The following is a 22566-nucleotide window of genomic DNA, read 5'->3' on the forward strand; positions in this document are numbered from 1 at the left end:
AACAGAAAATTATCCTTTAATAAATTCGGCGTTGAAGAATTCCCTATTCATCCTAGCGATATTTGTAACCTTAATTTCTTTAGGGCATTGTGCTTCACAAGCGTAAGTATTGGTGCAACTACCAAAGCCTTCATCGTCCATTTGTAAAACCATTGCCTCTGCCCTTGCATAACGTTCTGGTTGCCCTTGGGGTAACATGGCATATTGAGAGATCTTTGCAGAAACAAATAACATTGCAGAAGCATTTTTACAGGCTGCAACACAAGCACCACAACCAATACACGTGGCAGAGTTAAATGCCTCATCAGCAATTACCTTTGGGATTGCAATCTCATTAGCATCCGGCACACCGCCAGTACCGATAGAAACATAGCCACCAGCCTGTTGTATTCTATCAAATGCAGAACGATCTACCGCTAAATCTTTAACTACCGGAAAAGCTGCCGCCCTCCAAGGTTCTATTACAATGGTATCCCCATCTTTAAAAGACCTCATGTGCAACTGGCAAGTGGTTGTTGCTCTTTTTGGCCCGTGGGGTTCTCCGTTAATAACCAAAGAACACATACCGCAAATCCCTTCACGACAGTCATGGTCAAATTGGATAGGATCCTCGCTTTTCTTAACCAGGTCTTCATTAACTACATCAAGCATCTCTAAAAAAGACATATCCGGAGAAATACCCGGTGCTTTGTAAGTAACAAATTTACCCGATGTGCTGCTATTTTTTTGACGCCATACTTTCAACGTCAAGTTCATGTTTCCACTCATTCTTATTTTTATTTGAGATGTTAGATTTGAGATTTGAGACTTTGCTAATTCTAGCCTCTCACGTCTCATATATCACATCTTACTTATAACTACGTTGTGTTAATTTAACATTTTCAAACTCCAAATTCTCTTTATGCAATTCTTCTGGCATATTGTCTCCTTTATAAGCCCAGGCTGCTACATACGCAAACTCGTCGTCGTTTCTTAAAGCTTCGCCCTCTGGGGTTTGGTACTCTTCCCTAAAGTGCCCACCGCAAGATTCGTCCCTGTTTAAAGCATCATCTATCATTAATTCGCCTAGCTCTAAGAAATCGGCAACCCTTCCCGCTTTTTCTAAGGATTGATTTACCTCTTCGTTTTCGCCTAAAACGATTACGTTCTTCCAAAAATCTGCCCTCAACTCGCTTACCATACCTTTTGCCTTTTTAAGCCCTTCGGCATCACGAGACATTCCGCAGTACTCCCACATGATCTTCCCTAAATCACGATGGTATTCATCTACGGTTTTGTTTCCTTTTAAAGAGAGCAAAGTTTTCACTTTCTCCATTACCTCTTTTTTTGTTTTATCAAACTCGGGGCGGTTGGCATCAATTGGTGCGGGCCCAATTTTAGCCAAGTAATCTCCCAAAGTGTAAGGGATCACAAAATAGCCATCGGCCAAGCCCTGCATTAATGCGGAAGCGCCTAAACGGTTTGCGCCATGATCAGAGAAATTAGCTTCACCCAGGGCATACAATCCGGGTACAGATGTCATCAAGTTATAATCAACCCAAAGCCCGCCCATGGTATAATGTACCGCAGGATAAATCCTCATCGGCACTTTATAAGGGTTTTCGTCAGTAATTTGTTGGTACATATCGAAAAGATTACCATATTTGGCCGCAACGGTATCTTCTCCCAATCTATTGATAGAATCGGCAAAATCTAAATAAACCGCTAGGCCAGATTTTCCAACGCCACGCCCTTCATCACAAACTTGTTTTGCGTTTCTTGAGGCCACATCACGTGGAACCAAATTGCCAAAAGATGGATACTTGCGCTCTAGGTAATAATCTCTATCTTCTTCTTTGATATCTATTGCCTTAATCTCCCCTTTTCTTAACCTTTCTGATAATTCTTTGGTTTTAGGGACCCAAACTCTACCATCATTTCTCAGCGACTCTGACATCAGCGTAAGCTTAGACTGATGATCCCCAGAAACAGGGATACAAGTTGGATGTATTTGAGTATAGCATGGATTTGCCATATAAGCACCACGTTTGTGGGCTCTCCAAGCAGCCGTTACGTTACTGCCCATGGCATTTGTAGAAAGATAAAAAACGTTGCCGTATCCGCCGGTACATAAAAGGACCGCATGGCCCGTATGGGTTTCTATTTTGCCATCAATCAAATTCCTGGTAACTATTCCTTGCGCTTTCCCATCAACCGTAACCAGATCTAACATTTCTGAGCGAGTGTACATTTTCACTTTGCCCAAATTTATTTGACGGTTTAAGGCAGAATAAGCACCTAATAATAATTGTTGCCCGGTTTGGCCCCTAGCATAAAAAGTTCTGGAAACCTGCGCCCCACCAAAAGAACGGTTATCTAACAAACCACCATATTCGCGGGCAAAAGGAACGCCTTGGGCAACGCATTGATCAATAATATTTACAGAAACTTCTGCCAAACGATAAACGTTACCTTCCCTTGATCTATAATCGCCACCTTTAATAGTATCATAAAACAAGCGAAAAACAGAATCGCCATCGTTTGGATAATTTTTAGCGGCGTTAATTCCGCCTTGAGCGGCAATAGAGTGCGCTCTTCTTGGGCTATCTTGAAAACAAAATGCTTTTACATTATAGCCCAATTCTGCCAATGATGCTGCTGCAGATGCGCCAGCTAATCCGGTTCCAACAACGATAACATCATACTTTCGTTTATTAGATGGGTTAACCAATTTAAGATTGAATTTGTGTTTGTTCCACTTTTCGGCCAACGGGCCTTCAGGGATTTTAGCATCTAATGTCATCTTTGTTATATATTTTAATGTTTAACAAACCCTTGATAGGATTGTTTTTAACATGGTTTTAAGGCTTATTTGAATAAAAATAAATATATCGGCATTGCTGCGAAGCCAAGAGGTATCCCAATAGAGAACACCCAAAGGCCTATAAACTTTATCAAAGGGCGGTATTTATGATGGTTCCATCCTAAAGTTTGGAAGGCGCTTTGAAAGCCATGCACTAAATGGAAAGCCAATGCCGCCATTGCCAATACATAAAATATAACCAGCCACCATTGTTGGAAAGCGTTAGAAACTTCTTTATATAAATCTTCTGATTTGGTAACTTGTACGCCATTATCAACAAAACTTACGTATTCTGTAAATTCTGATTCGTTGATGCTTTTGCTCATGGTAGCTCCAGAGTTTATATCGGTACGATATTCTATATAAGGGGTTTCGCCACTATGGTACTTATACCAGAAGTTTGCCATGTGTACAACGATGAAAACAAAAAGGATTGTCCCTAAAATGCCCATGTTTCTTGACGACCAGATACTGCCATCTTTTGGCTTTATGGCATAGCTTATCGGCCTTGCTTTTCTGTTCATTAGGGTAATCACTATCGCCCAAATGGTATGGATAATGATAGAACTATACAAAAGGTAAGAAACCACTTTAATGGGCGTAAAGTGGGTCATGAAATGTGCATACTGGTTAAATGCCAATCCGTCATCGTTTTTAAAAAGCTGAAAATTACCGGCCAAGTGAACGATCAGAAACGAACATAAAAACAACCCGGTTAAACACATTACTAATTTTCTCCCGAGGGTAGAAGAGAATGCGCTAGAAAAATTACTCATTATTTGGTACTTTAAAGGTTTTTTAAGAATTGCAAAAGTATTTAATATCGATTGAAAAATTGACATTAATGCTCATGAAAACAAATTAAACGGTTATTTAGAAACATTTTAAATTAAAGTTTTGGATGGGCTATATTTTTTAAGGGGATAATTTTATTGCCGGCAATGGCAAAACCGATCTCTTGGTTCTTTAATTTAATCAACGCTTTACCGGTAAATTTACCAAAAGCAGGCAGTACGCCGTGTTTTTCTCCAAAATAAAAGCAAGGAAGCGTAATATCCTGCCTGGCCTTCCCTTTTATCTTAACACCCGGGTGGATATGGCCCATTAAGATATATTGTTCTGTTTTCTTTTTGGGCAAATCATGATAAAGTTCAAAAACCCCGATCTTAAAAAACCCCAAAACCTCAACTTTAATTTGATCGTAAAAAAATGGCGGCAAAATATCGTGGTTCCCTTTTATCAAAATCATTTTGATATTAGAGTGCATTTCTCGCCAAAGCCGAAACCAAGCAAAATCATTATTCATATCGCTGTGGAAAAGGTCTCCTAAAAATATCAATTCTTTTGGTTGGTAGGTATCTATTAAATCTGTTAGACACGCTAATTCTTCTTGTGCTATTGCGGTGGGTATGGCTATGCCTGCTTTTCTAAAATGTGCGCCTTTGCCCAAATGGGTATCAGAAACCAAAAGTGTTCTGTACTTTGGAAACCATATCGCTTTTGCAGGTAAAAGCCATAATTCTTCTCCTTTAAACTGAAACCGAAACCCTTCTTCCTTCATCGGCACAAAAATAAAAAAGCCTGACTCAAAAACTTTGTCGTTCCGTTAGCCGGCTGGCTAATCGGAATCCTATCTAAATAGGTTCTCAAATAGCTTATTAACTTGCTAATGAGATACTGAATCCGCCGTTTGGCTGTCAGTACGACAAAATCTTTTTGAGCCAAGCTCTAAAAAATATATTTGTATTTATTTAATCGGGAATGTTACCCTAAACGTACTTCCATCTGGTGTAACGCCTCTTAAATCTATCATCTGGTCGTTTTGTTTAAGTGCCGACATCACTTGATCATTGTTGTTTACCCCTTTACCATTAATACTGGTAATTACGGTTCCCCTTGGTATTTCGTACATATCAAAAACTTTGCCCGGTGCGGTGCTGGTTACCAAAACCCCGTTAGAAACCCCATATTTTTTCTTGGCGGCATCATTTAAAGGGCTAAAGGTTGCGCCTAAACTATTGGCAACTTCGGTTACTTCTTTACCGTTGTTTGCCAATTTCATGCCTGCATCACCTTTAAGGGTAAGATCAAAATTCTTCATTTTTCCATCCCTTAGAACGGTTAAGGTAACTTTATCGCCTGGGCGCATTGTTCCTATTTTTTCTTGCAAACTAGCAGAAGATGTAATTTCATGGTCGTTTAATTTTTTAATGATATCGCCTTTTTTTATGCCGGCTATTGCGGCTGCGCCCCCCTCTACTGTAGAATTTACATATAAGCCCTCAATTTCTTTTGTGCCTAATTGTTCTGCATTATCAAAATTAAGCTCTTGGAATGTTACACCAATGTAGCCACGCTTAACCTCTCCGTATTTTAAGAAATCATCCATTACTTTTTTGGCCAAATTTACGGGTATAGCAAAGCCATAGCCTTCATAAGTGCCTGTTTGTGAGGCTATGGCAGAGTTAATGCCAATAAGCTCTCCGTTTGCATTTACCAAAGCACCACCGCTATTTCCTTTATTGATAACCGCATCTGTTTGGATATAAGATTCTATAGACGAATTGGTAGGCGGGTTGTTTGGATCGTAGTTATTTCTATCAATCTCTGGGGCTAAAATACCTATTTGGCGAGATTTTGCGCTTACAATACCTGCGGTAACGGTAGATTCTAGTGTTAGAGGATAACCCACGGCCAAAACCCATTCGCCAACTTTAACATTGTCAGAATTTCCTAGCTTTACAACTGGCAGATCTGTTGCGTTAATTTTTATAAGGGCTAAATCCGTATTTTTATCCCTACCAATTACTTTGGCATTTAGCACTCTTTTATCAGAAAGTATAACCTCTATCTTCTCAGCATCTTCTACCACATGATTATTTGTCATGATGTAACCATCGCTAGTTACTATCACACCAGAACCTTTTCCCATAGGGGCGGGCATATTTTGGCTTGGTGCAGATCGCTGTCTTTTTCCAAAGAAATCTTGAAACATATCGCCGAAAGGATCGCTAACGCCACCATTGCTGGCCATAGAACGGCTATAAGTTGTTCTTACATGAACAACCCCTGGCGAGACGGCCGCAGCCGCTTGCGTAAAATCTATTGCGCCTGTTGATGAGGTAATTTGTGACGGATTGTTAGCAAAATAGACTTTTTGTCTTTGGTCCAGGCTCATGCCAGACATTGAATTAGGCTCTAAAATTTTATAGGCTCCAATTGCAACCGCACCGCCTACAATTGCGGTTAATAAAGTAACGCCTATCCTTTTCACATTTCTATTCATTGTTTTAATTATTTAAAGTAAGATTGATAATTATGTAAAATCAAAAATAATACCATTAAGACGGTTTTTGCAAGCTCTTGTTATTTGCTTTTACGTTAAATAATGTTAAAATTTTAATCAGTATTAAAGTAAGAACTGTTTTTACAACAAAATTAGGCACCAAGGTTAACAATATTTATCTTAAATATTATTTTATGAACAAGTTTCTAATTTAAACCCCAAGCATTTAATCTTTTTCATAATTTCTATATGCCTTTTATTTTCCGCAAATTTGTTATCCCAAAATGATCAAGAAAGAAACCATCGATAAAATCTTAGAAACCGCCCAAGTAGAAGAGGTTGTTGGTGATTTTGTGCATCTTAAAAAACGGGGATCCAGCATGATCGGGCTTTGCCCTTTCCATGGAGAAAAAACTCCTTCGTTTCATGTTTCACCTTCTAAAGGGATTTATAAATGCTTTGGTTGCGGCAAGGGCGGCGATTCTGTTGGTTTTATAATGGAACACGAAAAATATTCGTACCCAGAGGCATTAAAATACATTGCCGGCAAATACAATATTGAGGTTGAGGAAACAGAGGTAACACCAGAATTTAAGCAAGAACAAGATAAAAGAGAGAGTTTATACATCGTTTCTAACTATGCCGCAAAGTTTTTTGCCGATAGCATGTGGAACACCGAAAGCGGTAAAACCATTGGCTTAAGCTATTTTAAAGAGCGGGGTTTTAGGGACGATATTATCCGGAAATTTGAGTTGGGCTACTCGCCCGATGATTGGGCCGCATTATTAGAGGCTGCCATTGCCGATGGTTACCAACAAGGTTTTTTAGAGGATGTTGGCTTGGTTATCAAAAACGATAATGGCAAAATTTATGACCGCTTCCGTGGCCGGGTTATGTTCCCTATCCATAATTTTACCGGTAGGATTATCGGGTTTGGTGGGAGAACGCTTAAAACCGATAAAGCGGTCCCCAAATATGTAAACTCGCCAGAGAGCGATATTTATCATAAATCTAATGTGCTTTATGGTTTGTTCCAAGCAAAAAAAGCGATAAGAGATTTAGACAATTGCTTTTTGGTTGAAGGCTATGCCGATGTGCTTTCTGTACACCAGGCCGGGGTTGAAAACGTGGTTGCCTCATCGGGCACTTCTTTAACAACAGAACAAATTAGGCTAATTGGCAGGTTTACAAAAAGTATTACCATTTTATATGATGGCGATGAGGCAGGGATAAAAGCTTCTTTACGCGGTTTAGATATGATTTTGGAGGAAGGATTAGATGTAAAAGTTGTACTCTTTCCTGATGGGCATGATCCAGACTCATACGTTCAAAAATTTGGGGCTTCGGCATTTAAAACGCACATAGAAAAAGCCAAAAAAGATTTTATCTTCTATAAAACAGAGATTCTCTTAAAAGAAGCAGGCAGTGATCCGATAAAAAAAGCAGGGGTTATAAGGGAAGTTGTAGAAAGTATCGCCAAAATACCCGATGCCATTAAGGCTTCGGTTTTTATTAGGGAGTGTGGCGGTTTGCTTCAAATGGAGGAACGCATTTTAATATCAGAACTGAATAAAATGCGTTTGGCGAAAGCTAAAAAAGATAACCAGCAAAATTATCGACAACCTTTAGAAGAAGAACCTCCAATTGCGGAAGAAGACCTTGACGAGAAACCTATACAAACCGATGAATATCAAGAAAAAGATATGATCCGTGTGTTATTGACTTATGGTGATCAAATGGTAAATTGGGACGGTATGACCGATACATTGATCGGGCCTTACATTATTACCAATTTAAGTGATGTTACTTTTTCAAACCCGCTTTATCAAAAAGTAATTAAGTATTACCATGATGAATTAGAAAACGGTTATGTGCCTAAAGAAAAAGACTTTATACAACACCCTGATGCCGAGATAGCCTCTATGGCAATTTCCATGATTTCTTCTCCGTATGTGTTGAGCGAGAATTGGTATAATATGCACAATATTACGGTACCCAGCGAGGTTGAACGATTAAAAGGAACAGTAATGGGGGCAATTTTTCACTTAAAAAAGAAAAAAGTAACCACCATGATAACCGCCAAACAAAAACTGATCCAAGAAGAAAAAGACGAAGCCAACGTAACCATTTTGATGAAAGAATACCTAACTTTAAAAGAGGTTGAACGCTATATATCTAACTACTTAGGCTCTGTAATTACCAAATAATGGCAACCCATAATGATGATGGCAAAAAAGGGGAGGCAATTGCCAAAGCGTTTCTAGAAAACAAAGGTTATGAGATCTTGGATGAAAATTGGACCTTTGGCAAGGCCGAGGTTGATATTATCGCCTACATCAACAAAACCATTGTATTTGTAGAGGTAAAAGCCCGATCGGGCAATTATTTTGGCAACCCAGAAGATTTTGTGACCGATAAAAAACAAAAACTGCTTTCAGAGGCTGCCGAAGAATATGTTTACATCATGAACCATAAACATGAAATCCGTTTTGATATCATCGCTATACTTTTTAAAAAAGGATTTGAAAGTTACGAGGTTAACCATATTGAAGATGCTTTCTGGAATTACTAGTTTTTTAACCAGAGAGAACACAAAGGTTGCGAAATTGAGTCAGTCTGAGCGAAGTCGAAGGCTAACCGCAGAGGTCTCGGAGTTCACAGTGTTGCGTGGTTTAATCGTGTAATAGAATTATTATTTTAGAATCTGCGAAAATCTACTAAATCTGTGGGAAATAATTTTTAATTATGCTAAAGTGATGAAGAATCATGAAAATTCTTAGATCACAATAATCCTGCTTAGGGCAAACAGCCAACAAAAGTTAAAATATCGTTAAAATTAGCATTACTTAAACCTTTATTTTACTTTAGTCGTTTTTAGCAAAATCCATAAAATGATTTTTAAAAGTTTAAGATATATCGCATTCATCGCCATTACATTATCCTTGTTTTCTTGCGATACAAAAAGTACAAGCTCTACCAACAGTTCGGCGTTTACTAATCCAGAAAGTGGTGCAATCCTTAAATCGGGCGAAAGCCTAAACTTGAATTTGAGCTTTGCAGATGGTTTGGTAGATTCTGTTCAATATTTTGTGGACACCTTAAAAATCAAAACCTCAAAAGATACTTCGGCAATTGCGTTGGGTACCAAAAACTATCCTTTAGGTAGCCGATTGATTACCGCAAAGATTTTTAGAAAAGGCGTAGAGGAAGATGCGACAACCAACATCGTAATTGTAAGTGCCATAAAACCAATTTCTTATCGCTATAAGATCATCAAAACTTATCCTCATTCTACGTCTTCATATACAGAGGGTTTAGAATACCATGACGGGTTTTTATATGAGAGTGCCGGCGATTACGGGCATTCTAGTTTGAGGAAAACTACGTTAGACGGCAAAATTCTGCAACAAGTAAATTTGGATAAACAATATTTTGGCGAAGGGATAACCATGGTTGGCGATAAGATTATCCAATTAACGTATAAAGAAAAAGTAGGTTTTGTGTATGATAAAAATACTTTTAAACTATTAAAAACCTTTCCTTATAACCATGCAAACGAAGGTTGGGGGTTAACTTTTGATGGCGAAACCATTTACAATACAGATGGTAGCAACCGCATTTTTATGCTGGATAAAAACAGTTATTTACCAAAAGACTTTATTGAGGTTTATGATGATAAAGGGCCGGTAACGCAATTAAATGAGCTTGAATGGATCGATGGGAAACTATTTGCCAATATTTATCAATCAGAATTGATTGCGATTATAAACCCAAAATCTGGTGCGGTAGAAGGTTATATCAATATGATGGGCTTGCCACACGGGAAAGTTGAAGATGCTGATAATGACGTTTTAAACGGGATTGCTTATGATAAAGCCGGAAACAGGATTTTTGTAACCGGCAAAAAATGGGATAAGCTCTTTCAGATCGAACCGATCAAGAATTAGCGTTTTGCTGATGCAGTCCGCCAGCTGGCGGACTCGGCGTCTCATTTGCGGGTTTGCAAGCTAAATGTGAACTTATTTGATGGGATTTTAATTAATAACAGGCTAACGGAACTGGATATATATCTTGGTTAGCGGTAATTTTAACTCGACTGTACTTAATGATGAATCTTCACTTAACCGATAGAATAACCACTAGTCTCCCAATAAATCGTGTGGAATTTGTTAGACGACTTGAATTGCTAACTGAAAGTGGTAATACCACAATTTTATCCGACTTTAAGGATAATTTCTCTAAAAGTGACAAGAAATTTAAGGGGAAAATCGACTTAAATAAATTCAAAATTAAAAAAAGAAGAAAACTATTTGACACCAATTTTAATGTTGCTGTTGCAAATGGCGAAATTAAAGAAGATAAAGACTCATTAATGATTGAAATTGATGGTTTTGCTAACTCAAAATACATACTCTTTCCAGCTTTTTTAATCTCTTTAGTATTTTTTCTAACAATTTTCTTCTCCGACCAAAAAATTGACGCTTCTATTATTTCTTCATTTTTAAAAACAGTAATTTTTATTTCAATTATCTATATCCTTTTATTAAAGCAAAATGTAAAGCTTCTTAAAGATGAATTAGAAAATGATTTTGTGGGGGTTTTAAAAAATTAAATGTGTGAAAAAAAAGCTACCGCTAACAGCAAATTTGCACAAAAATGGCTGACTGCGGTTTACGCTAATCCATCAGTTATTTAATTAATTTAGTGCGGTACAACAACGGTTCTTAAAGTAAAACCGCAAATTCTTAAATACGCCAAATCGTTATAGGCAATACCCACGCAACACCCAACGAACAGGCAAAACCTTGATCATATGTTGGAATTTAACCAAATAACACAGCTAATCGAGTCAATTTTACTACCTTTATCGAATGTTTTATAGACGGAAAGTTATATTAGCCCTGTTGCAAATTTTTGATAGAAAGATTGATAAAATCAGCCTACAAAAATTGCTTTACCTTTTTACAAAATATCAGGCTAAACCCGAATACGATTTCATTCCGTATAAATACGGCTGTTATTCGTATTCTGCAAATGCAGACTTAACGTCTATGGTTAATAAAGGAATGTTGAGCGAAACAACAAGCCATTTTACAAGCAACGAAACGACAGATTATTTTAAAACACTTAAAGCGGACGACAAGAAGATAATGTTGTATGTAAAAGACCAATACGGAAAAATGAGTGCTGATAATTTAATGAAGCACACGTATTTAAACTTTCCATACTCTGCAATAAACAGCGTAAAAGCAAAAGAAATTTTAACGACAGAACAATTTGAAAAAGTGAATAAAAGTCGTCCAAAAAGCAATAAAACAATTTTGTTTACTATCGGTTATGAAGGAATTTCGTTAGAAGAATACTTAAATCGTTTGCTGAAAAATGATGTAAAAGTTTTAGTTGATGTTCGCAACAATCCGTTAAGTATGAAATACGGATTTAGCAAAAGTCAATTACTACGTTATTGCAATAGCTTGGGTATTGAATATGTACATTATCCAGAAGTTGGCATACAATCTGAACAACGACAAGAACTAAATACACAAGCTGATTACGATAAATTATTTGCTGTTTACTGCGAAAACAACTTAACGAAAACAACCTCTTCGCAAGAGAAAATCTTAAACCTACTTAAAGAAAAAAAACGCATAGCCTTAACTTGCTTTGAAGCAAACATTTGCCAATGTCACCGCAAACATTTAGCGGAAGCCATTGAGAACTTGCCTAATTTTAAATATGAAGTAAACCATATTTAAAATGGCAAAAACAAAAGTTTTAATTACGGTAAAAACCTACCCTGCCATTTCGAGCAAATATGACGAATTGGTTTGTACGGCAGGATTTCTTGAAGACGGTAGTTGGATTAGAATTTACCCTATTCAATTCCGTAAAAAATCGTTTGAGGAGCAATACAAAAAATATGATTGGATAGAAATTGACCTAGTGAAAAACACAAGCGATTTCAGAAAAGAAAGTTTTAGACCAGTTTCTTATGACACAGAAATAAAGATTTTAGACCATTTAGACACTAAAAGCAATTGGTTGTTAAGAAAGGAAATCGTGTTTAAAAACAAAGTCTATACCGATATTGAAGAACTGAAAGCAGAAGCCAAAAATCGCAAAATAATGACTTCTCTTGCTGTCTTCAAGCCAACTGAAATTGTTGATTTCACGATTGAGCAAGTAGAACGAGAATGGGATGAAAAGAAACTCAAAAAATTAAAACAATACAGAAGCAGTAATTTATTTGCCCAAGAAGATGAAGATTTGTTTGAAGTCGTAAGAAAACTACCGTATAAATTTTCTTATGTTTTGCGTGATTGCAACGGAAAACAAAGCAAAATGATGATTGAAGATTGGGAAATAGGTCAACTTTATTGGAATTGTCTTTCTCGACACGAGGGCAACGAAGCAAAAACAGTTGAAGATGTTAAGAAAAAATACTTTGACGACTTTGCAAAAACAAAAGATTTGTATTTGTTTTTAGGGACATCGCAACTTCATCATTTAACAGGCAAAAATCCATTTATGATTATCGGCACTTTTCACCCTAAAATAGAAATACAAACTTCTTTGTTCTGACAATGAATGACAAGAAGTATTGCCAATAACAAGGTATTGCCAATAACTTGGCTGAAAAGCTTCGATTGAACGTTTGTGCAAGGTTCAACATCTGTTCTTTGTTTGAACTGAAGTGCTAAGAACACCCTCCCTTCGCAAAGTCCCAATCCGTTATAAGTCTTTTGCCTAAAATCTTCCGCCAGAAAACCTAATCATTAGTTTTTCCTTTTTTTAGATAATAAAAAGCCAATTTAAATGCGATTATAACATGGTTAAAAAGGTTAGGAAAAAACCCGTAATACTTTTTAAAAATTTGGTAACGTTCTAACAAGCTTTGCCTTTGGCGTTTTTTAGACATCCCGCCAATTAAATATTTAGCCACGTACATTTTAGTGTTCATTATGGTTTTGGCTTTAGAAATAGCGTCCAAGATCCAATCAATATCTGCACTTAACTGATATTGTGGGTCGTAAAATTTAGTGATAGATTTTTTGATATAGATAGCTTGGTGGCTCACGCTCATCCCAAACCTAAAACTGTTTAAATCCAATCTCTCTGGTGCTTTATGCCTTCTTTGCCCTTGGTTTATCAAATCCTCATCGATCATCTCTGTCTCGCCATAGTAAATATCGGCGAAAGCTTGATCTTTAAAAATGGTTGCAACCGTATTTTTGTCATAAATTTCATCTCCAGAATTCATAAACAAAATATAATCGCCTTTGGCCAATTTTAATCCCTTGTTCATGGCATCGTAAATCCCTTTATCAGGTTCAGAAAGTACTATATCTATGTTTTCTTTATATTTTTCGATGATCGCTAAAGTGCCGTCGGTAGATTTTCCATCAATAATAAGGTATTCTATATTAGGATAAGTTTGTTGGGCTACAGATTTTATGGTCCGCTCAATGTGTTTTACATTGTTAAAAACTACCGTAATAACAGATAAAAGCGGTTTTTTCATGATGATGTTAATGATCGGTAAAGGGCCAAATATTTTTCTGCAACTATTTCTTCACTATAAGAATTTAGAACTTTCTCACGGGCGTTATTTTTTAAATCATCATTCGGATGATCTAATACCCAACCGATCCCGTTTGCTAAATCTTCTGAGGATCTGTATTTGGCGATGTAGCCATTTTTTTGATGATCTATCATTTCTGGGATGCCGCCTTGATCAAAAGCGACCACAGGAATTGCGCAAGACAAAGCTTCCATTACCATATTTGGCAAATTATCTTCTAGCGAAGGCAACACAAAAACATCTGCCAGGTTATAAATCTCTACCAATTGCTGCTCATTGTTAATGATAGAAAAACTCTTAGCAGGGAAAGGAAATTGGTTTACAGACAAAGTTTTATTTTTCCCAAAAAGTAAAAATTGAATATTTGCAGCTGGATTTTTTTCTTTTAATATGGATAAAGCTTCCATCAAATAAACCAAGCCTTTTCTTTTATCATTGATATTTGCCGCACCAAAAAGGATAATTTTTTTTTCTGTTTCGATATTCCATTTTTTTCTTAACGATGCTTGGTTTAAAGGTTTATAGATTGCTGTTTTTATAGGATTTGGGATTGCTATAACCCTAAAGTTTTTGAGCAAAGAACTGCTTTTGGCAACATTTGCCAACCATTGGCTGCAAGCCACAAAAACCAAATTTCTATTTTGCTTATAGATTTCTTTCTTTTTAAGCCAGCCTTTTCTAGAAATATCATGTTCTTGTGGGGTTCTCAAAAACTGGCAATTCCCACATTCATTTAAAAAATGATCGCAAACCCCTGCATAATGGCACCCGCCGGTAAAAGTCCACATATCATGCAAGGTCCAAACTACGGGCTTATTTAACCCTAATAAACTCTTGATGTTTTTTAACGATAAAAAGCCTTGGTTTATCCAATGAAAATGAAGTATTTGTGCTAATTGTATATGCTTGTTTTGTGAAATATCTGTACCTGTATTGGCTGTAGAAAATGCGAACCTTACCGTTTTATCCGCTTCTTGAAAAGCGATGAAAGGCAATCTTTCTAAATAAAAATTAAGCTCGGCCTTAAGCAAACCCATCTGATTGTGGATGGTAGAAAAAATCTGTAAATCTTCAGATCTTTTATTTTGCACCAATAAATCAACATCAACTTTTGGTTTAAGGGCTTGCAATAACCTTTTGCAGGCAACGGGAGCGCCGCCGCCATGATCAGCGGTATTGATTAGGCAAACTTTCATTAATTGATTTTTTGCAAAACTAAATTTAGATTTATTAATATCTTGCAAATTATTAAAAATGCCATCAATATTTAACCCATGAACGTTATTTCTTCTTTATTTCAGGATCAAAAAAAGAATAAAGGGAATTTAAAAGGGCAAATTATCCTTTTCATGTTCAGGTTTGCGCAATTGGCCAATAGGCATATTTTAATAGCTGTTTTATTATGTATTTATTTAGCCTTTTACCATGTTTTTATAGAGTGGTTTTTGGGTATAGAATTACCAAGGAAAACAAGAGCGGGCAAAGGATTGGTAATTTATCATGGGCAGGCTTTGGTGGTAAACCAAGGCGTTGTTTTTGGTGATGATTGCATCTTAAGAAACTCTACCACCATTGGCCATAAAATTTTAAAAGATGGTACTTTTAGTGCCTGCCCAAAAATTGGAAACCGTGTAGATATTGGCGCAAACGTTTGTATAATTGGCAACGTGAAAATTGGGAACAATGTGAAGATAGGTGCTGGAGCGGTGGTTATAAAGGATATTCCTGATAATTGTACGGTAGTAGGAAACCCAGCAAGAATAATTTGAGACTTTAAATGAGCAATAATTTAACCGACCGTACTTTTTGGAAAAACTTTTGGGAATCTAAAAAAGGATTGATTTTTAAGGTAAAACCAGATTATACATTTAGTGCCATTTTGGGCAAACTCATCAAAGAAAGAAACCTTAAAACAGCTATCGAATTGGGTGGTTTCCCGGGCTATTACTCTACTTTCTTAAAAAGATATTTCGATTTAAAAGTTACGCTTTTTGATTATTTCATCCATCAAAAAATTATAGATGAACTGTTGGTTTTTAATGATCTTAAAACTGAGGATATAGAGATTATCGAAGCAGATTTATTTACCTATCAACCTAAAGAAAAATATGATCTGGTAAGCTCTTTTGGCTTGATAGAACATTTTGAGAACACAAAAGACATTATAGAAAAACATTTGATGTTTTTAAACAACAACGGTACTTTGTTTATCACGCTTCCAAATTTTAAGGGCGTTAACGGTTGGGTACAAAAGAAATTTGATAAATACAATTATGATAAGCACAACATCAATTGTATGGACTTAAATCTTTTAAAATCAGTTGCAGAAGAATTGGGTTTAAAAGAAGTAAAAACTTATTATACAGGCGGTTTTAGTACTTGGTTAGAAAACAAAGCATCTAAACCAGCCATGGATAAAGCCATAGTAAAAACGATTTGGTTAGCGGGGAAAATAGTTTCTAAAACAATCAAAAAAGAAAGCAAATTATTGTCGCCTTATATAGTTTTAGAGGCTAGGAGGTAGGGTTTTTATTTTTTGCTTAATAAACCTCAGCAACCTTTCAAAAATATTCCCCTTTCTTTTCGCCAAGAAATTTCTGATCATTTGGTAAGCAATAGGGTTTTCTTCAATTACGGTAGGGAATTGTTTGATAGGTTTTTGGGAAATATTTACTTGGTACATTTTTTCTATATTAGAGTGTGTACCTGTACCATCATGCCCAATGTTGTTGATCAAAGAATGCGTTGGGTTTAAGCTTAAGCCGTTATTTAAAAATACAGAGGCGTACCATCTAATAGCCCACGAATTATTTTTACCCACCTTAAAACCTTCCATTTGTTTCCAAAAATTCATTTTATGTTCTATAGAAAAAGCAAACTTTTTTTCTTCATCAAACCGGGCCATTAATTCATCAATATTGGGGTTAAACTTGTCCCAGGCCCTTTTCCAAGTTGCCCATCCCCAACTATGTACGGCCCGGTAAAAAAATGTTTCTGGCAAATCATCGGCGAAAGCCAAAGGATACATATAAGCACCTATGTGCATCACTTTTTCTTGTTCTTGATATTTATCCAAGGCTTCGTTAAAATATTCTAAAGTGAAAGGCGAGCTTAACAAATCGTCTTCAAAAACAATTACCTTGCCGTAGGTATTTACCAATTCTTTAACACCGTTGATAATGGAATTTGCCAAACCCAAGTTTTTTTTTGCCCTTACCACCCTTACCGATTTAAAACCATCGATATTAGAAACAACCTCGTTTACCAACCGCACATTTTCTTCCTCGGCATCGGTTTTTGCGGCATCGGCAAAAATGTACAGCCTAGAATCTTCTGCCAGTTGGTTGGCCTGCAGAAACTTTAAAGTACGGCGGGTGTGCTCTGGCCGGTTATAAACAAAAAGGGCAATTGGCGCTAGGTTTTGCATAATTTTAGCGTTTAAATTTGTTGATGATCTGATTTATAAACTCATTTATATCACTAGATATTTTAAAATAATAGATCAAAACAGTATAAAAAAACAACATCAAAAAAGAACGGATCGGAACATCGATAAAGAAATTATGGCGATAAGGCAATGCCAAACCAGCGCATAAAACCACCATTGAAATGATGATCAGTTTTATAAATTGGACATTAAAAGGTTGCAATCTATAGCGGAAAGCGAGGAAACTCCAATAAGAAAAATTTAAGAGCAACATGGTTGCAGAGTAAGAGATCGCAGCACCCAACATCCCAAATTTTGGGATCAACAATACGTTTAGCCCGATACAGATTAAAGCAGCGGCCATTAGGATATACATGGTTAGCTTGTAATTTTTAGAAAAACTGATAATTGCACCGTTTAATCCGCCTGTAATATCGAACAAAAACCCTAAGCCTAAAACGATAAAAACATCGTAATAGTTAACGTATTCTGGCTTTTTTAGGAGGAATAAAATGTTTTGCCAATTGGCGATCAAGCCTATCAATAACAAACAGCCTAACAAGAATTGCACTAAAGAAGTTTTATGGTATATTTTGTTGATTTTTGCTAAATCATCTGTTTTCCAAGCATCTGCAATTATTTGATAAGAAGTTGTATTTAAAGCTTTTGCCGGAAGATTGATGACCAAAGCCATACCAAAAAAGGTAACATAATAACCCACCATGGCTTCGCTAGAAAAAACTTTCAATAAAAGTGTATCTATGTTTTGTATCATGGCAAAAGAACCGCCGGCCAGCATGGCATAAAATCCGTATCGCAGCATTTCTGGCGATAGGGTTCTTACTTTTTCAGACACTTTATTGAAACGGATCAAATCTAGTTTTTTGAGATAGGTGAGCAGCAGCAAAAGGATAATTCCGTTTGCCAAAACGTACCAATAAACAAATTGGGTATAATTTATAAAGTTGAAATAAACCAGAACTACCGCCAAACCTGTCAATACCTTAAGCAGAACCTCCCTTAAAAATGAGGGTAAGATATTATGGAAAGTTGTGCGGGCAAATGTTTCTGCCAAATTATACCAAAGCGTAAACAGGGCAACCGGAACGATGTAATAATAATATTGATAAAATAATGAAGAGCCTCTATTGTCTTTTTTAAAAGATTGGATAAATTCTTTCCCGAAAATATAGAATATACTTACCACTAAAAAACCTATCAATGTTACCTTAAAAACATACAGCGGAAAACCATTGTGCTTTTTATCATCGGTTTTAAAAAAAGGGAAATAACGTGTAATTGCACTGCTAAAACCGATGGCTGCAATTTGTGTGTAAAGTAAAGAAACAGATGTTATCAACCCGAAAAAACCGATTTGCTCTGGCGTTAAAACCCTCTGGAAAAGAATAATCAAATTAAAAAAGCCCAAAGCAGTACCAATATAAAGGGTAATGCTGTTAAAAAAACCTTGCTTTTTTAATAAGTTCATTTTAAATCCTGTATCAATTTTGGGTACAAATTTTTTGGCTCGTAAACTTTAACCGCCAATTTCGCTTTTTCTTTTAAAGAAACCAGTAAAGAAGGGTTTTCTATCAATTGTTTTAAAACGATCAAGGCGTTATCCTGATAAGATAAACATATTGTTTTTAAATCATTTGGGATTGGGTAACTGTTAGGAAAAATCCCCGGTTTTGCGGCTTTGATCATGTTAAAGATCACGCCAGTTTCTTTGGTTTGGCCGTATTTACTTTGGTTGTCCAAACTTGGTTTTAAGTTTCCTAAAATAATATCGCAACTGTTTAAGCGGTTTTCAAACTCATTGGTTTGGATAAAATCTTTTTGATACCGAAAAAGCAAACCTAAATTTTGTAACTCTTTGATCTTAGGGATTAAATATTGGTTGTTTTTGGGGATATACCCCAATAAATCAATCATGATTTTACCTTTAAAAAAGGTAGCGTTTTCTTTTAAACCTTCAAGTAATCCATCATAATCCCTTCGATGGTCATCTACCGAGCCAGGGATGCAAACCCTTAATTCTTTGTTGTTTAATGATAAATCTTGAGGTGTTTGATGGATGCAAAAAGGAAAAACGATGATGTTTGCGGCTTTTAAATATCGCTGTAAATATTCTTTTTGGGTATTACCGTACACTAAAATCTTATCGCCTTTGGCTTTTGCTTTCTCTACAACAATATCCCTGTAGCGTTGTCTTTTTTTCTCTTTAATAAAGTATTTGATGGGTAAATAAACAGTTGTTTTTAATTTAGCTAACGATGCTTTTTTTAGCCTAAACTTTAACAATTCTACTTGTTTTTTAAGGGGATTATCAAAAAACGTCTCTATATTATGAATGGTTAAAACGGTTTTGCTTTGCCAATCTATACAAGAAAATTCTTTGTAATAGCTAGAGATGGTATTGATATGGATTACATCGAAATCTAAGGCAGCAATTCTTTTTAGATAAGCTAAAACTGTCTCATTCTGCTTATTTAATTCGGTTTTTATGTTTTCTTGAGGGAAAGGAAAAGATATTTTTAAATCGCTTAATGTAAAAACGGTTATCTGGTTTAAGTTGTTTTGGGCATAAGTAATGGCTAAAGCTTCAACCGCTGTGTAGTGATTGGGTTCGCATATTTCTATAATCCCAATCTTCAATTTTTTGCGGTATTTACAAAGAAAGACTCTGCGTATAAAATCCTGCCGTCTTCTTTATTAAAAGTTTGGGTATAATTCCCTTGAAAAGCGTAGCCTATATTAATTAGCAATTGGTAAATACCATCAAACAGCAATTGATCTTTATAAAGTTCTTCAAAAGAAGTCTCGATCAAAATGCTATCCGCTTTTTTAAGCGTTTCAATCCCGCCTTTTATCACCCTGTCCTCAAAACCTTGTACATCTACCTTTACCATAAACTTTCCGTTAATTTTTAGTTGCGGAAAAACGTCATCTAACCTTTTTACGGTAATGGTTTCTTTTTTTACATAATCCGTCCCGGCAAAAACCTCGGTATGTAAATTGGCCATTGGCAGCAAAGAAGAGCTTGGCGTGTGTGCGCTAATATTTATTTCTTGTTGTTCGTTTACATCGCCTATGGCACAATTTATTGCCTTTACGTTTATACCTTTTGTGTTTTCAACTAATTGTTCGTAACAACCCTTGATAGGTTCAAAAGATATGATTTTTGCGTTTGGCAAAATTTTATGGATAAGGTTGGCGTACTGGCCCGTGTTTGCGCCAATATCCAAAACATAGCCTAGGTTTCTTTTCTGCAACCATTTATTGTTTTCTGGGCGTACCAATTTTATGATGATGCCCATTTTATAAAATATATCTTGGATCAGTTTTATCATTTTTGAAATTTTCTCAAAACTAGAGATTTAAGGGGTAATTATATAAAGCTTATGAATCAATTTGTAAAAATTTTGATAATTTTAATCTTTTAGTGCACAACCTAATTTATTCTTTATCATAAAATTGAAATATCTCTTCTATCTAAATATGTTCTTTTTTTTGATGCCTTTGGGTTTAAAGGCACAGAAACCGGTAAGCATCAACGATAAGGAAGAACAACATATTTTCACCTTTGATGAAATTTCTATTTTAGAAGACACTAGCAACCGATTAGATTTTAAACAGGTACTAAAAAGTAAATCTCTCTTTAAAAAAAACCCAAAGAGCACTCCTCAAAATTATAACCTAAGATCTACTTATTGGTATAAAATAAATATAACCAGCAACGGAAAAAGCAAAAACGATTGGATCTTAGAGTTTTTTGATCAAACCATAGATCAGCTTTCTGTTTACATCCCTAATGAAAGCGGTTCTTATTCTGTTTATGTAAGTGGCGACGATAAAAGATACTTCGATAGGCCTTTTGCGCATAAAAATTTTGAGTTTAAGATCTCTAAGACCCTAAAAAACCAAACCGTTTATGTAAAGATAAAATCTGATCAGGTAGCCGATGTGATCATTGTGCTTAGATCGGTTGGTTGGTTTGTTCATTATGCCTTAAACGAATACTTCATTTTCGGGCTTTTTTATGGCATGATCTTGATCTTTAGTTTCTATAATTTAGTGATGTTTTTGGCCGTAAGGCGCATACAATACTTGTATTATGTACTTTATAATCTTAGCGTTGGTCTTTATGAAATTTGTAGCGATGGCCTGGCCTATCAATACTTATGGCCAAACTCGCCACAATGGAACCAATATGCCTATGGGGTAGCTCTGTATTTTACTAGTATTTTTGCGGTTCTATTTGCTAAAAAACTTCTCCACGTTAAAGTTAAAGCCCCCTTTTTTGATCGGCTGATTATTTTATTTATCTGTGTAAGATCTTTGTTTTTTCTTGCCTGCTTACTGTTTAACCATTCTTGGTTCAATTATAAATTCATAGAGTTTATCCCCTTAACAATTTCTTATATCGCAGGTATTGTTGTGCTAAGAAAGGGCTATAAACCGGCCCGTTTCTTTGTTTTGGGATATAGTTTCTTGTTTATTGGTTTTACCATCAAGTTTTTGATCACTCTTGGGGTCTCTTGGCTAAATTTTGATGCCTTTGCTTATTATAGCCTAAGCATCAGTTTTATATTAGAGATGTTCTTCTTGTCGTTCTCTATCGGGGATAACGTTAGGATTTTAAAACTAAAAAAAGAAAAAGCACAAAAGCGGATCATAGACCAGTATAGGATAAATGAAAAGCTAAAAGACAACCTTAACAAAGAATTGGAGGTTAAAGTTAACGAGCGTACCAAAGAAGTTTATGAGAAATCGGCTTTAATTATACAACAAAACAAAGAGCTTGTTGGCGCAAATCGTTTAATGAAGCAACAAGCCGATGAGATCATCAGGATCAACAAATTGCTAGAACAGGATAATACCGTATTACAGCATGATGTAGATGTGGTAACAAGAGCTAGGGTAATGTCTAACGAAGTTAATTTTGAGGATTTTAGCAGGATTTATCCCGATAAAGAAAGCTGTTATAGTTATTTGGCAGAGTTAAAATGGAAAAATAAATTTCAATGTAGAAAATGTAGTTCAGAAAATTATTTCCAAGGCCACCAACCCCATAGCAGGAGGTGCTGCAATTGCGATTATGATGAATCTGTAACTAATGGCACATTGTTTCAAAACAGTCGTATTCCAATTAATAAAGGTTTTTATTTACTGTTCTTGTTATATACCCATCGCGGCCAAATATCTTCGCATAAACTATCTAAAATCTTACACATAAGGCAAAGCACCTGCTGGACCTATGGAAACAAAATAAACAAACTCATTGATCTGAAGGTTAAAAACGGAACTTTTAACGTTGATAGTTGGAGTTCATTGCTATTGATCAACAACAAATGATTAAAAAACTTGCTGTTTTGCCGCCCAAACCATCAGGGGTTTTAAAGCGTATCAATTTTTTTAAAATAAAA

The 22566-nt window shown here is 35.9% G+C and carries 20 protein-coding genes; 9 read left to right on the top strand and 11 right to left on the bottom strand.

What is annotated here, in order from left to right; translation table 11 throughout:
* Positions 1 to 9: 9 nt before the first annotated feature.
* From I5M32_RS04650 to I5M32_RS04670, 5 genes are all read right to left on the bottom strand, one after another.
* Complete coding sequence (locus I5M32_RS04650; RefSeq protein WP_200585021.1) at positions 10 to 768, bottom strand: succinate dehydrogenase/fumarate reductase iron-sulfur subunit; 759 nt, start codon at positions 766 to 768, stop codon at positions 10 to 12.
* Between the two features lie 79 nt (positions 769 to 847).
* Positions 848 to 2782, bottom strand: a complete 1935-nt coding sequence (locus tag I5M32_RS04655) for a fumarate reductase/succinate dehydrogenase flavoprotein subunit (RefSeq protein WP_200585022.1) — start codon at positions 2780 to 2782, stop codon at positions 848 to 850.
* A 65-nt stretch (positions 2783 to 2847) separates the two neighbouring features.
* On the bottom strand, positions 2848 to 3618 hold the full coding sequence (locus tag I5M32_RS04660) for a succinate dehydrogenase cytochrome b subunit (protein WP_200585023.1): 771 nt from the start codon (positions 3616 to 3618) through the stop codon (positions 2848 to 2850).
* Between the two features lie 113 nt (positions 3619 to 3731).
* The gene (gene pdeM / locus I5M32_RS04665; protein ID WP_200585024.1) at positions 3732 to 4403 is read right to left on the bottom strand and encodes a ligase-associated DNA damage response endonuclease PdeM; all 672 of its coding nucleotides are present in this window, start codon (positions 4401 to 4403) and stop codon (positions 3732 to 3734) included.
* 186 nt (positions 4404 to 4589) lie between these two features.
* Complete coding sequence (locus I5M32_RS04670; protein ID WP_200585025.1) at positions 4590 to 6128, bottom strand: Do family serine endopeptidase; 1539 nt, start codon at positions 6126 to 6128, stop codon at positions 4590 to 4592.
* Positions 6129 to 6412: 284 nt separating this feature from the next.
* Between I5M32_RS04670 and dnaG the strand changes: the two genes are divergently transcribed.
* The 6 genes from dnaG (at position 6413) to I5M32_RS04700 (ending at position 12710) form a co-directional block, all read left to right on the top strand.
* Positions 6413 to 8335: a DNA primase gene (dnaG, locus tag I5M32_RS04675; RefSeq protein ID WP_200585026.1), complete on the top strand. Its 1923-nt coding sequence runs from the start codon at positions 6413 to 6415 to the stop codon at positions 8333 to 8335.
* Positions 8335 to 8700, top strand: coding sequence for a YraN family protein (locus tag I5M32_RS04680; RefSeq protein ID WP_200585027.1), 366 nt, complete (start codon positions 8335 to 8337; stop codon positions 8698 to 8700). The genes dnaG and I5M32_RS04680 overlap by 1 nt, the downstream gene beginning before the upstream one ends.
* Before the next feature lie 319 nt (positions 8701 to 9019).
* Complete coding sequence (locus tag I5M32_RS04685; RefSeq protein WP_200585028.1) at positions 9020 to 10075, top strand: glutaminyl-peptide cyclotransferase; 1056 nt, start codon at positions 9020 to 9022, stop codon at positions 10073 to 10075.
* A 158-nt stretch (positions 10076 to 10233) separates the two neighbouring features.
* The gene (locus I5M32_RS04690) at positions 10234 to 10740 is read left to right on the top strand and encodes a hypothetical protein (RefSeq protein ID WP_200585029.1); all 507 of its coding nucleotides are present in this window, start codon (positions 10234 to 10236) and stop codon (positions 10738 to 10740) included.
* A 259-nt stretch (positions 10741 to 10999) separates the two neighbouring features.
* Positions 11000 to 11884 carry a DUF488 domain-containing protein gene (locus I5M32_RS04695; protein WP_200585030.1) on the top strand — a complete coding sequence of 295 codons (885 nt, stop codon included), beginning with the start codon at positions 11000 to 11002 and terminating at the stop codon, positions 11882 to 11884.
* A 1-nt stretch (position 11885) separates the two neighbouring features.
* On the top strand, positions 11886 to 12710 hold the full coding sequence (locus I5M32_RS04700) for a hypothetical protein (RefSeq protein WP_200585031.1): 825 nt from the start codon (positions 11886 to 11888) through the stop codon (positions 12708 to 12710).
* Positions 12711 to 12897: 187 nt separating this feature from the next.
* Here the strand turns inward: I5M32_RS04700 and I5M32_RS04705 are convergent, their stop codons facing one another.
* The gene (locus I5M32_RS04705) at positions 12898 to 13650 is read right to left on the bottom strand and encodes a glycosyltransferase family 2 protein (protein ID WP_200585032.1); all 753 of its coding nucleotides are present in this window, start codon (positions 13648 to 13650) and stop codon (positions 12898 to 12900) included.
* Positions 13647 to 14906 carry a glycosyltransferase family 4 protein gene (locus I5M32_RS04710; protein WP_200585033.1) on the bottom strand — a complete coding sequence of 420 codons (1260 nt, stop codon included), beginning with the start codon at positions 14904 to 14906 and terminating at the stop codon, positions 13647 to 13649. Before I5M32_RS04710 ends, I5M32_RS04705 begins: the two co-directional genes overlap by 4 nt.
* Positions 14907 to 14984: 78 nt before the next feature.
* Between I5M32_RS04710 and I5M32_RS16830 the strand changes: the two genes are divergently transcribed.
* The gene (locus I5M32_RS16830; protein ID WP_200585034.1) at positions 14985 to 15479 is read left to right on the top strand and encodes a serine acetyltransferase; all 495 of its coding nucleotides are present in this window, start codon (positions 14985 to 14987) and stop codon (positions 15477 to 15479) included.
* A gap of 8 nt (positions 15480 to 15487) precedes the next feature.
* Complete coding sequence (locus I5M32_RS04720; protein ID WP_200585035.1) at positions 15488 to 16234, top strand: class I SAM-dependent methyltransferase; 747 nt, start codon at positions 15488 to 15490, stop codon at positions 16232 to 16234.
* Here I5M32_RS04720 and I5M32_RS04725 read toward each other — a convergent pair.
* The 4 genes from I5M32_RS04725 to I5M32_RS04740 are packed head-to-tail and all read right to left on the bottom strand — an operon-like array spanning position 16217 to position 20490.
* Entirely contained in the window at positions 16217 to 17137 is a 921-nt protein-coding gene (locus I5M32_RS04725; RefSeq protein WP_200585036.1) for a glycosyltransferase family protein, read from the bottom strand. The two genes, I5M32_RS04720 and I5M32_RS04725, sit on opposite strands and share 18 nt — an antisense overlap.
* Before the next feature lie 4 nt (positions 17138 to 17141).
* A complete protein-coding gene (locus tag I5M32_RS04730; protein ID WP_200585037.1) occupies positions 17142 to 18626 on the bottom strand; it encodes an oligosaccharide flippase family protein in 1485 nt (494 codons plus the stop codon).
* Positions 18623 to 19795 carry a hypothetical protein gene (locus I5M32_RS04735; RefSeq protein ID WP_200585038.1) on the bottom strand — a complete coding sequence of 391 codons (1173 nt, stop codon included), beginning with the start codon at positions 19793 to 19795 and terminating at the stop codon, positions 18623 to 18625. Before I5M32_RS04735 ends, I5M32_RS04730 begins: the two co-directional genes overlap by 4 nt.
* Positions 19792 to 20490 (bottom strand): FkbM family methyltransferase, encoded by a 699-nt coding sequence (locus tag I5M32_RS04740; RefSeq protein WP_200585039.1) that lies wholly within the window; start codon positions 20488 to 20490, stop codon positions 19792 to 19794. The genes I5M32_RS04735 and I5M32_RS04740 overlap by 4 nt, the downstream gene beginning before the upstream one ends.
* A gap of 124 nt (positions 20491 to 20614) precedes the next feature.
* Between I5M32_RS04740 and I5M32_RS04745 the strand changes: the two genes are divergently transcribed.
* Complete coding sequence (locus I5M32_RS04745; RefSeq protein WP_200585040.1) at positions 20615 to 22495, top strand: 7TM diverse intracellular signaling domain-containing protein; 1881 nt, start codon at positions 20615 to 20617, stop codon at positions 22493 to 22495.
* Positions 22496 to 22566: the final 71 nt, after the last annotated feature.

Origin of the sequence: Pedobacter segetis (assembly GCF_016623585.1) — a bacterium.
GTDB classification, from domain to species: Bacteria; Bacteroidota; Bacteroidia; order Sphingobacteriales; family Sphingobacteriaceae; genus Pseudopedobacter; species Pseudopedobacter segetis.

Coding starts and splice junctions, on each gene's coding strand:
- I5M32_RS04650 (WP_200585021.1), bottom strand. CDS start 768: ATGAGTGGAAACATGAACTTGACGTTGAAAGTATGGCGTCAAAAAAAT.
- I5M32_RS04655 (WP_200585022.1), bottom strand. CDS start 2,782: ATGACATTAGATGCTAAAATCCCTGAAGGCCCGTTGGCCGAAAAGTGG.
- I5M32_RS04660 (WP_200585023.1), bottom strand. CDS start 3,618: ATGAGTAATTTTTCTAGCGCATTCTCTTCTACCCTCGGGAGAAAATTA.
- pdeM (WP_200585024.1), bottom strand. CDS start 4,403: ATGAAGGAAGAAGGGTTTCGGTTTCAGTTTAAAGGAGAAGAATTATGG.
- I5M32_RS04670 (WP_200585025.1), bottom strand. CDS start 6,128: ATGAATAGAAATGTGAAAAGGATAGGCGTTACTTTATTAACCGCAATT.
- dnaG (WP_200585026.1), top strand. CDS start 6,413: ATGATCAAGAAAGAAACCATCGATAAAATCTTAGAAACCGCCCAAGTA.
- I5M32_RS04680 (WP_200585027.1), top strand. CDS start 8,335: ATGGCAACCCATAATGATGATGGCAAAAAAGGGGAGGCAATTGCCAAA.
- I5M32_RS04685 (WP_200585028.1), top strand. CDS start 9,020: ATGATTTTTAAAAGTTTAAGATATATCGCATTCATCGCCATTACATTA.
- I5M32_RS04690 (WP_200585029.1), top strand. CDS start 10,234: ATGATGAATCTTCACTTAACCGATAGAATAACCACTAGTCTCCCAATA.
- I5M32_RS04695 (WP_200585030.1), top strand. CDS start 11,000: ATGTTTTATAGACGGAAAGTTATATTAGCCCTGTTGCAAATTTTTGAT.
- I5M32_RS04700 (WP_200585031.1), top strand. CDS start 11,886: ATGGCAAAAACAAAAGTTTTAATTACGGTAAAAACCTACCCTGCCATT.
- I5M32_RS04705 (WP_200585032.1), bottom strand. CDS start 13,650: ATGAAAAAACCGCTTTTATCTGTTATTACGGTAGTTTTTAACAATGTA.
- I5M32_RS04710 (WP_200585033.1), bottom strand. CDS start 14,906: ATGAAAGTTTGCCTAATCAATACCGCTGATCATGGCGGCGGCGCTCCC.
- I5M32_RS16830 (WP_200585034.1), top strand. CDS start 14,985: ATGAACGTTATTTCTTCTTTATTTCAGGATCAAAAAAAGAATAAAGGG.
- I5M32_RS04720 (WP_200585035.1), top strand. CDS start 15,488: ATGAGCAATAATTTAACCGACCGTACTTTTTGGAAAAACTTTTGGGAA.
- I5M32_RS04725 (WP_200585036.1), bottom strand. CDS start 17,137: ATGCAAAACCTAGCGCCAATTGCCCTTTTTGTTTATAACCGGCCAGAG.
- I5M32_RS04730 (WP_200585037.1), bottom strand. CDS start 18,626: ATGAACTTATTAAAAAAGCAAGGTTTTTTTAACAGCATTACCCTTTAT.
- I5M32_RS04740 (WP_200585039.1), bottom strand. CDS start 20,490: ATGATAAAACTGATCCAAGATATATTTTATAAAATGGGCATCATCATA.